Source organism: Streptomyces sp. NRRL WC-3742, from assembly GCF_000720635.1.
In the GTDB taxonomy this organism is placed as follows: domain Bacteria; phylum Actinomycetota; class Actinomycetes; order Streptomycetales; family Streptomycetaceae; genus Kitasatospora.
On sequence record NZ_JOCF01000062.1, the window covers coordinates 1 to 12,463 of the forward strand.

Annotated in this window: 12 protein-coding genes; 9 read left to right on the forward strand and 3 right to left on the reverse strand. The window is 66.2% G+C overall.

The features are described 5' to 3' along the window. The 5 genes from IH61_RS49030 to IH61_RS0129405 form a co-directional block, all read left to right on the forward strand. On the forward strand, positions 1-217 hold a 217-nt coding region (locus IH61_RS49030), incomplete at its 5' end, for a hypothetical protein (protein ID WP_037973526.1). A 57-nt stretch (positions 218-274) separates the two neighbouring features. Further along, positions 275-859, forward strand: coding sequence for a hypothetical protein (locus IH61_RS0129380; protein ID WP_031075318.1), 585 nt, complete (start codon positions 275-277; stop codon positions 857-859). Positions 860-946: 87 nt separating this feature from the next. Beyond that, complete coding sequence (locus tag IH61_RS41645) at positions 947-1,132, forward strand: hypothetical protein (protein WP_037973527.1); 186 nt, start codon at positions 947-949, stop codon at positions 1,130-1,132. Between the two features lie 791 nt (positions 1,133-1,923). Next, a complete protein-coding gene (locus IH61_RS0129395; protein WP_031075323.1) occupies positions 1,924-2,844 on the forward strand; it encodes a DUF6192 family protein in 921 nt (306 codons plus the stop codon). Positions 2,845-3,083: 239 nt separating this feature from the next. Then, positions 3,084-3,587 carry a hypothetical protein gene (locus IH61_RS0129405; RefSeq protein ID WP_031075325.1) on the forward strand — a complete coding sequence of 168 codons (504 nt, stop codon included), beginning with the start codon at positions 3,084-3,086 and terminating at the stop codon, positions 3,585-3,587. Between the two features lie 135 nt (positions 3,588-3,722). Here IH61_RS0129405 and IH61_RS0129410 read toward each other — a convergent pair whose 3' ends face one another. Beyond that, positions 3,723-4,472: a hypothetical protein gene (locus IH61_RS0129410; protein ID WP_158845403.1), complete on the reverse strand. Its 750-nt coding sequence runs from the start codon at positions 4,470-4,472 to the stop codon at positions 3,723-3,725. Between the two features lie 284 nt (positions 4,473-4,756). After that, positions 4,757-6,154: a PCC domain-containing protein gene (locus tag IH61_RS49035; RefSeq protein WP_324607631.1), complete on the reverse strand. Its 1,398-nt coding sequence runs from the start codon at positions 6,152-6,154 to the stop codon at positions 4,757-4,759. Between IH61_RS49035 and metG the strand changes: the two genes are divergently transcribed. The 4 genes from metG (at position 6,090) to IH61_RS0129435 (ending at position 10,552) form a co-directional block, all read left to right on the forward strand. Beyond that, complete coding sequence (gene metG / locus IH61_RS0129420) at positions 6,090-7,805, forward strand: methionine--tRNA ligase (RefSeq protein ID WP_031075335.1); 1,716 nt, start codon at positions 6,090-6,092, stop codon at positions 7,803-7,805. The genes IH61_RS49035 and metG overlap by 65 nt on opposite strands. Positions 7,806-7,844: 39 nt before the next feature. Further along, positions 7,845-8,372, forward strand: coding sequence for a histidine phosphatase family protein (locus IH61_RS0129425; RefSeq protein WP_031075337.1), 528 nt, complete (start codon positions 7,845-7,847; stop codon positions 8,370-8,372). Between the two features lie 192 nt (positions 8,373-8,564). Then, on the forward strand, positions 8,565-9,437 hold the full coding sequence (locus IH61_RS47290; protein WP_031075339.1) for a hypothetical protein: 873 nt from the start codon (positions 8,565-8,567) through the stop codon (positions 9,435-9,437). Then, on the forward strand, positions 9,434-10,552 hold the full coding sequence (locus tag IH61_RS0129435) for a glycosyltransferase (RefSeq protein ID WP_031075341.1): 1,119 nt from the start codon (positions 9,434-9,436) through the stop codon (positions 10,550-10,552). Before IH61_RS47290 ends, IH61_RS0129435 begins: the two co-directional genes overlap by 4 nt. An 8-nt stretch (positions 10,553-10,560) precedes the next feature. Here IH61_RS0129435 and IH61_RS0129440 read toward each other — a convergent pair whose 3' ends face one another. After that, positions 10,561-12,267, reverse strand: a complete 1,707-nt coding sequence (locus IH61_RS0129440) for a hypothetical protein (RefSeq protein ID WP_031075342.1) — start codon at positions 12,265-12,267, stop codon at positions 10,561-10,563. Positions 12,268-12,463 lie beyond the last annotated feature (196 nt).

Below are 12,463 nucleotides of genomic sequence, written 5' to 3' on the forward strand. Positions count from 1 at the left end.
CGGCTTCCCCGGCTTCACCGCCGCCTTCTTCACGACCGGCTTCGACGCCGCCGCCTTCCGGACCTTGCTCTCTGCCATGCACGAAGGCTACGCCGAACCACAGGCCCCCTGGCGGCGGATCAGCCACAAGCCGCTCGCAGGAAGCACCGCGCCGCCAGTTGCGCCGATCCTCGCCACTTCGCGCCGAAGTGCGCCGAACTTCGCCGGTCCGTGCTAAGGTAGCGCTCGATCTCGACTCACCATCTGGGGCCACCAACATCGAGGAGCGTGAACGATGGCAGATTCCCCCACACCTCGACCGAGCTGGACAGACCAGAAAATCGGCACCATGGTTCGAGCGGCCCTATGGCTGGTCGACGTGGTTGGTGAAGGGAATGTGTTCACTCGAGCCCAGCTCCGCGATGCCTTTCCCGACGTGACCCAGATCGAACGCCGAGTACGCGATCTCCGAGACGCCGGCTGGGTGATCGAAAACTCCCGTACACAGGTGTCCCTGCAGCCAAACGAGCAACTCTTCGTTCAAGCAGGCGACGCCGTCTGGGACCCCGCCGTCAGAGCAGCCAGACAGCGCCAGCGAGCCGTCAGCTCCAAAGCCGGGCTGGAGCAGGTCGTGCGGCAGGTCAGCAAGCAGACGGCTTGGGAACGGCTCAAGGACCTCTCTCCAGGCGACCGTTCTCTGGTCCTGGCCTGGATGGCGATGGGGCGGCGGCCTGCCTCGGCCGTCGATGCCGCGTGGGTGGCCTACTCATCGCTGTCTGCGGAGGACCGATCTGAGCTGATGGCAATGCTCGGAGAGCTGATCAGCAAGGAGTTCACCGAAGACGCCTCCGCTGCCGCAAACAGCGAAGCCTCCTCATAAATGCTTCCGCCGGAGATCCCGTGTCACCTTCCACAGATCCTCGGGCTCCGGCGGTTGGTCCCACCTCATCGAAACAAGGAGACGACCGTGGCCAGTATGCGCCTAACGTCAACGAAGAGCCACCGACCGCCCCGCCTTGAGTTCCTCGTGGCGGCAATCGCGGCGGCCTACACCGCCGGCTACACCGCGGGGGTCGGCAACGACACCGAGCAGATGGTCGGGGCCGCCGGCGTCGCGATCATCGCGTGGCTCTGGGAACGCTGGCGAAGCTGACCCACGCGCCGGGCGGAGCCCTCTCCGCCACCTACCGTAACCATCCCTGACTGACTCGAAGCCCTCCTCACAAGTACCGGGGAGGGCTTCGGCTTTCAGGTGCACCGCCGCTGACCTGCAATCGCCCACCGCACGTTCGCATGGCCTCGGGGCGCCCCGGCGAGACGAACTACCAAACCTCTGAAACGCGTTTGCGACGGGTCATAGCCCAGGATCGCCTCCCTGACCCTGCTGCCGCTGACGCTGTCCCGGCGGCATAGGGCAGGTGGGAGCGGGGCCAGACGCATAATCCTCAGGCGTGTAAGAGACCGCGAGCCGCATGCATTCGACCAATACTGCCGGACTGACCCTTATCTCACATGCCAGGCGCTGGAGTACCTCGTCATTCTCAGGCCGGAGTCCAAGGGTGCGAAGTACGAGATCACCGAGGTCCAGTTGCAGCCGACGCTTCTCGCGGACCAGTGCTCGGCCCCGTTGAACGTACTCTTCCCACTGGACAGGGTCTGCGCAGGGAACCCAGGAATGCTCACCCATGTGGGCACCTCCTCGACGCCGTAGAGCCACGCGTTCGTGCTTCCATCGTCCCTCCCACAGTTCCCTAGCGGGGGTCAGAAGCGAGACCGCTCACCTCGGCGTGGCCATGCCCGCCGGAGTAGATTGGTTCGTAGACGGCATGCGGAGCCGCCAAGGGCTGTTGCGGCTTCTCGCGGTCCGAACGTCAGACGGGCGGGTGGAAACCAGCTCGACGGCACGCGCTCAGCACACGAGTGAGGAGGCTCCTCGTGGCAACCATGACACTTCCCACCGGCTACACGAAGTCCGAATGGGAACCGATCGTTCGCAAGGGCCGGAAGCTGGTCAAGCAGAAGTCCAGCATCCAGTTCGCACTGGGTGATCTCGTGATCGAAGCGCTGGAAGGCCACCCTCGCAGGCGTGGCGAGGTTGGCGAGGTCATCGAACTGCTGGCACACCAGATCGGCATCAACGCGGGGACGCTGCAGAACCACTACAAGATTGCGAAGCAGTGGCCCGAGGACAAGCGCCGCGCGGACGTCTCCTACTCCGTCCATCGGGAACTCGCCTACGTCCGAAGCCGCTACGTCATGATCCGGAAGGACCCGTACGACCCGATCTCGAAAGAGTACCGCTGGACCGAGAACGAGGCCCAAAAGGTCGCAAACCGTAACTTCGACACGCCGAGCAACAGGGATGAACGGCTGGCCAGGACCCGTCGGCTCCTGCACAGCGACGAGGACGCGGCCGAGGTCGTCAAGGAGATGATCACCCGGCCCGAGGTCCGCAGCCGGGTGGTGGCCGACCCGCGGTCACGGAACATCCTGCGGGAGGCTCAGCGTGAGCACTGGCGGAAGGTCGACGAGGAGCTCGAAGCCGAAGTCGAGCTGGCGCCGGCCGAGGACGCCGAGGAGGTCGAGGAGTTCGTCGAGGAGCAGGAACCACTGGTCAGCTACAAGGAAGCGCCTCTGGAGATTCTGCGGCTGATCGGGGCGTTCGCATCGTTCTTCGTCTCCCTGCAGCGGATCATCCCCGAGATCCACGCCCAGGACTACAACGAGGAGACGAAGGCTGCGGTGCTCGACAACGTCCACAAGGCGCGGATGCTCCTCGACTGGTGTGAGAGTGCCGTCAAGACGGGCCGTACCGACATGGACAAGGCATTGGCGAACCTGTTGGAGGACGAAGAGGGTGAGTAGCCGTGGCAACGCAGCGCGGCCGGTCGGCGCGCGACATCGGGGAGGAATCTGTGACCGGGTGGCCAAGGCCGGTGACAGCGGCCTGCCCCAGGAGGAGGCAATGGGCCAGCTCACGCTCGCTGAGTTCGAACGGGGCAAGGCGTAGGTCCGTGACCACCTGCCTCCGTGCACGGGGAAGTTTCACCTGAACGGTGGTCGCTACACGTGACAAGCGATGAGGACGAAGAAGGCGAGTAGCTATGACGACGACGCGCCGCCGAGCGGCGCACGACAGCGGAGAGGACATTTGGAACCGGGTGATCGTGGCCGGTGACGACGGCCTTCCCCGGGAGGAGGCCATGGGCGAACTCACGCCCGCCCAGTTCGAATGGGGCAAGGCGTGGATTCGCGACTTCCAGTGCGGTAACGAGAAGACCGGGTTCGTGCTGTTCCAAAGCCGTTATGCGGCGACGAACAACGTCGACATGAACAAGCTCTACGCATCGGCCCGGTTGCACAGCTTGTACAAGTCGGTTCTGCGTGTTTACAAGTGCGCCCTGGCGAATCTTCCGCCGGAGGCCGAGAGTGACCTATCGATCAGGGTGTTGCTCAAGACGTGCGACGACATCTTCCGTGCGATGAAGTTCCTCGAAGAGACAGGATTCTCGGCGGACGCCGCTGCAAAAGCCGCGCAGGTGAAGCCCAAGACGTCTACGGCATCGGCGAGGAGCCGCAAGACGTCGGGTGCCGCCGCACGTAGCTGAACCCGAAGGGCACGAGCCGGGCCCACAGCGAGGGTGGGCCCGACCCGCTAAGGTCGAGCGTCCCTGGCTACAGGTGCCAACGCAACTCAAGGTTGAACTCACTGTGCCAGGCCAAAACGAGCACCCGCCGCTCCTCTAACGGTTCTTCTTGCGAGATGCCCTCGCTTGCTTCTGCTGCCGCTTCCTGACTTGCGTGGCGCGCTTCTTTGCCTCCAGCGCCTGCCGCTCTGCCGGCGAGAGCATGGCGCGGCGGAACGCGGCCTCCGTCAGTTGCTCATCTTCGCCAAGCCAGTTCGGGGCCTTGCCAATCACCGTTTCGTCGGCCGCGATAGAGGCAGCAAGCTCGTCCCGAAGATCTTCAGCGCGGTTGTAGCTGATGATCTCGACAGGCTTGCCATAGACGACCCCGGGGCCGACCTGTGTCTGCTCGAAGCCGTAGTCGTTGTAGGCAACGATCCCACCGCCGACGCCGCGCGCATCCCCCTTGGGGATATTGGCTCCGTACATGTTCGAGGCTTCACCTCGGCGGCCTTCCGGGCTGCTCAGATACGGGCAGACCATGGCAGCATAGATCATGCATGTCCGATGACCGGGGGCCTCACCAGTGGGCGCAGGGTTGAGGTATGCCTTCCCGATGTCCAGCAGCGCGCTGATCATCTCGGCGTCCTCGCCGTCCACGACGCGCCACACTGGTCCCGGCTGCATCTCCCTGCCGCAGACCGTGCATCGACGCTCTTCGACGCAGAGAAACACCCGGCGCATGCTGGTGCTGGCGAATTGTGGAACGCCGTCCTCCCAGGGAGTGATCGCCGGGACGGGGTAACCACGGTCGTCGCGCGGACGTGCGGTGATGCCGGAAGGCATGGTTATGTCGGTGACTCGCATTCCGCGACTATATGACTCTGCTGCGTCATCAACGCCCCTCGGGGGGCAAACCTCAAGATCAGATGCCCGAAATGTGACACTTAAATACTTAGTCAACACTTTGTTTTATGAGATCCAAGCCGGAGCGCATCCCCAACGCCGCTGCGTAGCGGGCGCAGTCATGTCCAGCGCCTGCTCCCGCAGCTCGGCCCTGCAACCTCGTTCTGGGCTACATTCCTGGCTCCAGAGGCTCAGCCGTTTTACAAGGCGAAGAACGTGCGCGAGAAGGGCCAGCTCGACTTCGATCAGATGCTGCCCCGCCTCGATGCCGGCCAGCGAGCCTGGCTCGTGGGGACGCTGGAGCTGGTCCTGCCGGGCCATGCCTGGCTGGGCAGGCTCAGGAAGGTGAGGAGTGGCACGTCGTAGAGGGCGGGGTTGCGGGGCCGGGTCATGGTGGGCCTGGCGACTTCCACGATCAAGAGCTCGCTGAGGAACTGCACGCGGGCGTTGAGCAGGTGGCTGGTGCGGCCGTCCGCGTTGTCGCCCTTGAGGCCGGCGGCGAGGTGGATGTGCGGGAGGACGAGGCCGGTGGCGGGGTCGTGGGCGAGGGTGCCGCCGCCGAGGGCTTCGACGAACTCGACGCGCGTGCGGTCCCAGAGGGGCTGTTCGGGGTGGGTAAGGCCGTCGCAGGTGCCGACGATCTCGGCTTCGGAGAAGGCGCCGATGAACATGGGGATGTAGCCCTGCTGGACGTCGTGCTCCTTGCAGAACTCGGCGAGGGCGTCGAAGAAGTCCTCACCGTGCTCGAAGGTGACGCCGAAGGTCCGGCCGAGGGTCAGTTCGCTGGCGCGCATGAGGCTGGATCCTCGCTGTCGGAAGGGCTGGTGCGGGCTCGGCTCAGTCGGCTGCGGCGCGGAAGGCGGCGGCGATCTCACGGTCTTGCGGCCCTGGGCGAGCAGGAGGTGCAGGAGAAGACGGGCCTTGTAGGCGTCGAGGTGGCCAGCTCGGATCAGCCCACGGGCGAGGAGGTCCTTCTCGGAGCCGGGGAAGCTGTAAGTCGCTCGCAGGACTGGGCCGTTGCCGATGCGACTGGTGAGGAGGACCGGAATCCGGGAGGTGGTCCTCTCCAGGGTGGCCACGTAGTTCTGGGGGACGTGGCCCACGCCGAAGGCGGCGATCACGAGGCCGTCGCACGCCTCGGCCATCGTGGCGAGGAGGGTACCGTCGTCGCCGAGCGTCGCGGTGTACAGGCCGCCGCGGGGCGCGGGGCTGGTGAACTCCTCGGCCAGGTGCGCACCCCGGAAGCTCCAAGCGATCGGCGGGTGGTAGGCAGGCGCTAGAATCCCTACTGCCGTGGGTGATTCACTCCGGCACTGTCGCCGCTCGGGACTCGCTTGGCCGCCTGTTCCGGGCGGCTGACTTGTATCTGATTGCGGGTGGAGCCCAGCGGGCGGGGCGAGCGAAAAGCCCGGCCAACCGGGGAGCAGTCCTCGGTAGGATGCTATTGCCCGCAGTAGACCTTCGATCTGTGCGGCGCCTCGGGAGCTGGCCCTGGTCAGCGTCTCGTCGCGGCCCTCAGACTTTGCGCCCTGTGGCGGCCCGCTGGGGTGCGCGCAGGAGGAATTGGAGCATCCGAGGATGGCTCGGCACCTGATCACCAGCGCCCTCCCGTACATCAACGGGATCAAGCACCTGGGCAACATGGTCGGGTCGATGCTCCCGGCGGACGTCTACTCCCGCTACCTGCGCCAGCGCGGACACGAGGTGCTGTACATCTGCGCCACCGACGAGCACGGCACCCCCGCCGAGCTGGCCGCCCAGGAGGCGGGCCTGCCGGTGTCGGAGTTCTGCGCCCAGGCGCACGACCAGCAGAAGGCGATCTACGACGGCTTCCAGCTGTCCTTCGACTTCTTCGGCCGCAGTTCCTCGCCGCAGAACCGGGAGATCACCCAGGAGATCGCCCGCGAGCTGCACCGGAACGGGTTCATCGAGGAGCGGTCGGTCCGCCAGGTGTACTCCAACGCCGACGGCCGCTTCCTGCCCGACCGGTACATCGTCGGCACCTGCCCGCACTGCGGCTACGACAAGGCGCGCGGCGACCAGTGCGAGAACTGCACCCGCGTCCTGGACCCGACCGACCTCCTGGAGCCCCGCTCCGCGATCAGCGGCAGCTCCGACCTCGAGGTCCGCGAGACCAGGCACCTGTTCCTGCTCCAGTCGAAGCTGACCGAGCAGGTCGAGGAGTGGATCGCCGCCAACGCCGACCACTGGCCCGTCCTCGCCTCGTCCATCGCCCGCAAGTGGCTCACCGAGGGCCTCCAGGACCGGGCGATCACCCGCGACCTGGAATGGGGCGTGCCCGTCCCGGCCGACGTCTGGCCCGAGATGGCCGCCGAGGGCAAGGTCTTCTACGTCTGGTTCGACGCCCCGATCGAGTACATCGGCGCCACCAAGGAGTGGTCGGACGCGGCCCCGGCCGGCGAGGTCCGCGACTGGAAGTCCTGGTGGTACGAGGTCGACGAGGCCGTTCGCTACACGGAGTTCATGGCCAAGGACAACGTCCCGTTCCACACGGTGATGTTCCCCGCGACGATCCTCGGCTCGCGCCGGCCGTGGAAGAAGGTCGACTACGTCAAGGCGTTCAACTGGCTGACGTACTACGGCGGGAAGTTCTCCACGAGCCAGAAGCGGGGCATCTTCACCAACGTCGCTCTGGAGCTGCTGCCCGCCGACTACTGGCGCTACTTCCTGATGGCGCACGCGCCCGAATCCGACGACTCCAGCTTCACCTGGGACCTCTTCGCCTCGGTCGTCAACAAGGACCTCGCCGACACGCTCGGCAACTTCGTCAACCGGGTGCTCACCTTCACCCGCAAGCGCTTCGGCGACGAGGTCCCCGCCGGACACGCGGCCGGCGAAGCCGAGCAGCGCCTCGGCGAGCAGCTCGCCGAACTGCTGGCGGAGTACGAGGGCAACCTCGACGCCATGAACTTCCGCAAGGCCGCGCAGAGCCTGCGCGCCCTGTGGAGCGCCGGCAACGCCTACCTGGACGAGAAGGCCCCCTGGCTCCAGGTGAAGACCGACCCCGAGGCCGCCGCGCTGACCCTGCGCACGGCGATGAACCTCATCCACCTCTACGCGGTGATCTCCGAGCCGTTCATCCCGACCGCAGCCAAGGCCATGCGCGGTGCGTTCACCCTCACCGACGACACGGCGACCTGGGTGAGCCCCGAGGAGGCCCAGGCGCTGGACTTCGTCCCCGCCGGCACCGGCTTCACCGTGCCGCCGGTCCTGTTCGCCAAGATCACCGACGAGGACCTGGCAACCTGGACGACCCGCTTCGGCGGCGAATAGGCGACAAGACAGCCCGACACGGATGGGGGCGGCGGCACTGTGATCTTCCTGGTTCGCCACGGAGAGGCCGACTACGACACGCTCGTGCCGCACGCCCCCGTCTACGAGGGGGCAAGACGGGACTTCGCCCCCTTGACGGCCTGCGGCTTGGCCCAAGTGCAGGACGCGGCACAGACATTGCGGGGTTTCCAGCCGACGCTGGTAGTCAGTTCGCCATACACTCGCACGCTGCAGACCGGCGCCCTGCTGGCTTCTGCCCTCGGCTGCGAGCTGCGGATCGATCTCTCTCTTCACGACTGGCTGCCGGTCCGCGACGGAAGAACGCCGGTGACCGCCGACTCCGTGCGCCGCGCGATCGACGAGTACGAGCTGTGGCGCTCCTCGGGCCACCTGCCATCGAACCGGCAGTGGGAGACGGACGCCGAAATGGCCGAACGGCTGAAGACTGTGGCGGAACGCCACCAGTCGCCGGGGCCGCTCGTGCTCGTGAGCCATGAGGCCGTGATCAAGGCTGCGACCGGTTCCAAGACCGTCGACCTGGCGTCAATTCACCCACTGCGCGCATAGTCACTCGTTCAGGTGCCTGCGCTGTGTCTAGTGCGATACATGTTTTCCGTGTGCTGCCCTGAGGGGAGCTTTACGCCGCACACGTGGACGTATCAGGCCAAAGTGCAATGAAACACCGACGATGCCGATCGAGTTGTGGGACTGTGGCCGCTCTCTGGGAAGTCCGACAGTGCGTCGAGACGGAGCATCCTGATGAGCGATCCCGCGCCACCTCGGCAACTCCCTTCCGCACAGCGCGAGCTGCTGGCAGAACTGGCCGACCTGCTGCAGGTCGACGAGCTGCTCGTCTACGGCGGGGCTGCCCTGGACCTGCTCGTGGCTCCACAACTGCCCAGCCATGACATCGATGTGGCGGTCGTCGGTTTGGACCAGGCCCATCAGTGCCGGCGCCTGCTCCTCACTCACCCGGAGGTCGGGGCGGTCTCGACACCGCGCGAGTACTGGATCAGGTTCAACCAGCCGGTCGTGATGTTCGACGTCGAGTGGCGCGGACGTGTTCTCGACCTCAACTTCGTGGACGCCGTCGAGGGCATCGGCCACTTCGACGTCGAGTGCGTCCGCTGGCACCATCCCTCCGCTACCTACACCGACCCGCACGACGTCCTCGCCTCCCTCCCGGTGCGGGACGCAGCGTTGGTGAGCGGAGTCGAGAGTGAGAACCCACTACTCCTGCTCAACCGGGCCATCAGGCTCGCCGCCAAGTACGGCATCAGCCTGGAGGGCTCAGGCAATCTGGCCAAGGCCCTCCCCGAGCTCACACGGTCAGCCCGGCAGTGGGCGAGCACGGATGCATTCCACGGCCGCGAGGCCGCGCACGCCCACACCCGGGCGCTGGCCTCGGCCACGCAACGCGCCTCCGGGCCGGCACGCTTCCTCGACCAGTGCCTGCGGACCGGAGTCATCGACTGCCGGCACCCCGTGCTTGCCGAAGCCCTGCGCGAGGACGAGGAAGCCATCCGACGGCTGGCCGGAACCCGCTCGTACGACGAGTTCTGGGCCGCGGCCGAGGCCCTTGGCCAACACCGAGCACGCCACCACGCCACCCACCCTGGAGGTATCTCGTGACCCGGTACGGCTTCGTCATCCCCACCTACAACGAGGCCGAGTACATCGGCCGCACGATCGAGAGCATCGCCAACCAGCAGGACGAGCAAGGCCGTCCCATCCCACGGGACCAGTACGAGATCGTCATCGCCGACGCACCTGCCGAGGACGACACCGCCAGAGTGGTGGCCGCCACCGCCGTGAAGTTCCCCGGACTGCGCTGCACGGTAGTCACCGAGACGGCCCGCTCCATGGTCATCCCGCGCAACACCGGAATCGACTACCTTCTCGATCAGCCGACACCCGCGCAGTACATCGTCAGCGGAGACGCCGACACGATCTTCCCGCCCACCTGGCTGACCACCGTTGAGAAGGAAACCCGGCGAGGGGCAACTGTGGTCTCCACCGCCGGCTTCTTCGAGGCCGACTTCTGGCGCCGCTGCCCAGCCTTGACCCGGCGCTACACCGAACACGTCGGGACCGTCTTCTTCCCGCAGAGCATCGTCGACAGCCACGTCCGCGAGGAAGAACGGCCGCTGTTCACCGAGCAGGTCTTCCGCGACTTCGGCCGTCCTGTCTCCGACTGCGCCCTCGTGATCGAGGCCCAGACCTACCGACAGCTCGACGGCTTCCGGCCTGGGTACTACGACGGGGCAGGGACTCATGAAATCCCGGCTGTCGGCTGGCCGTTCATGTTCCGCGCCGAGTTCGCCGACATCGACATCGCCTACGTCCGAACGCCAGAGTACGAGACCAGCGCACGGCGCATGCTCCACGAGCCGGAGGCCCTGTTCAGCGGCAGCTGCTACACCGGCGAGATCGAGAACTACCGCTCTGAGAACCACGATCAGCACGCCGTACTCGACCACTTCGCCGACCGGCTCGACATGGCGCCCTTGCGCCGGTACGTGGTCAAGAACTACCTGCTCCAACAGTGCATCACCCGCCCCGAGCGGGTGAACCAGAACGCCGCCTACTTCGGAGACGTCGCGGCCGAGCTCGCCGAGCGGATCGCTGCCTGGCGGGCGGACCACACGCAGGCGGTGACGCGCGAGATCTTCGCCTTCGCCGACGAGCTCACCGACCAGTTCCTCCACCCGGTACTGGAACTCGCGGCTGAGCGAGCACTCGCCTGAGTGCTCGCTCAGCTGGACGGCCGCGGCCGTGTGGAACACGCGCGCCACACGGCCCGATCAAAGACGGCCTTGCGCTCGGCGAGCAGGTCGATAGCGGCCTTCATGTGCTCGCGGTCGATCAGCGGGCTGGTGGGGTAGAACTTCAGACCCGAGATCGGTACGCCGCCGGCGGTAGTGACGTACCGGCTGCTGAACGAGTAGACGACTCCACCCGTGTTGCGGTCCATCCGGGTCTTCTGATCCCACTCGAAGAAGGCCCGCAGGTAGGAGTTGCCGTCCCGCACGGCATCGGCCATCTCCGGCGACGGGTCGAGGATCTCGTGCCGCCAGTCGGCTGCTGTCCGGTCGGGCCGGTGAAGGCGGACCATCGTCTGGTATCCGAGAGCGTGCGGGTTGAGCACCGTCATCCCGCCCTGCCGGCCGATAGCCGTGCGAAAGTGGAAGGCCGCATCGATCAGACGGGTCAGGATGGTTCCGTAGCCCTGGTGGCCAAGGCTGTGCAGGCTCGCGAGCGCCGCAATGGCCTTACCACCGGCCCGCGAGGTCTCCAGGGTGTAGTCGACCGGGGAGACAGCACTGAAGTCCTGTGCGAGCTGGTGTAGTTCGGGACCGGATGGGCCGCCCTTTCGTAGGACCGCGCAGTCGATGCGGTCGTTGAACTGAACGAAGCTGCAGTCGATGGGGCACACACCAACACCCTTGTGAAAGTCGACGCCCCAGGAGTCGGCGAACCGAAGGCCCTGGATGCGCCGCTGCTGCTCGCGCAGGGCCGCGACAGCGGCCGATTCCGGTTCCAGTTCTCCCAGGGCTTCGTCGGTGAGCATCAACCAGGCCCACCCGACCACGGAGTCCACGTGGAGGTGAGGGCGGTAGTGCAGGCAGTACTCCGCGACCAGGCGATCCCGAAGGCAGGCCATCGCGGCGATGTCATCGATGGCATGGTCGTAGGTGGTACCGCCGTTGACGATGATGGTCGCTATCTGGTGCCCGGCGTCGAGCTCGGCCCTCAGCAGGACCTCGACCTGGTCCATGTCCGTACGGCGGTCCCCGCCTGCAGGCAGGACAACGAGCTGTTCCGTGCCCAGGCCGAGCCAGTCGGCAGCAGTGGCGTGTGAGAAGTGGGCGTCCTCGGTGATGATCACGCGAGCACTGCTCGGCACGCCGGTGCGGGCCGAGTCCGGGAATGCCTTTCGTAAGCCGGACTTGATGCCGTACGCCATCGTGCCGGTGCCGCCGAAGGTGAACAGTCCGTACGCCTGCTGAGGGTCGATACTCGTGAGGTCCGCGAGGATGCTGCTGACGGCGGCTTCGGCCGCGACGGCGTTGCCGGCGAGGCCGTCGTTGATCAGGTACACGTTCACGTCGAGAGAGACGGCGTACATCGCTGCGGCCACCACGTTGACAGCCGCACCGAGGTTGTACTGGAGCTCCGGACAGCGCCAGTTGACGGCCCCGGCGAGGAAGTCACCGGTCATCTCCTCGACGAGCTGGAGCGGGTCAGCGGTCCCGGTACCGGGAAGCTGTCCGTAGCGCTTGAGGAGATCGTCCTGGGTCTGGCGGGGACCGCGTGGGCTCGGCACCCGGGGCAGGTCCCCCTCCGGCATCAACTGGTAGAGAGTTCCGAACGCGCGACCGCACAGGTCGAGGAACGGGCTGTCCCGGTATCGGACGGGGAACAACGAGCGTGGGTCGATGGGCTGGTTCAGGGCATGCATCAGCCAGGACTCCTGTCCGTGAGTGGATGGTTGTTCCGATCGGCGCGCTTTGCGATGACCCGTTTTACGTCAACTCCCTTCGTAATGCTATGAGTTATCCGATTGGGTGAGCGCCCCCGCAGCCCTGGCGCGTGAATCGCGAGGCTGGATCTCACGGCGGAGACGCGGGGGCGCTCGGAGTGGACGGCACCCCGGG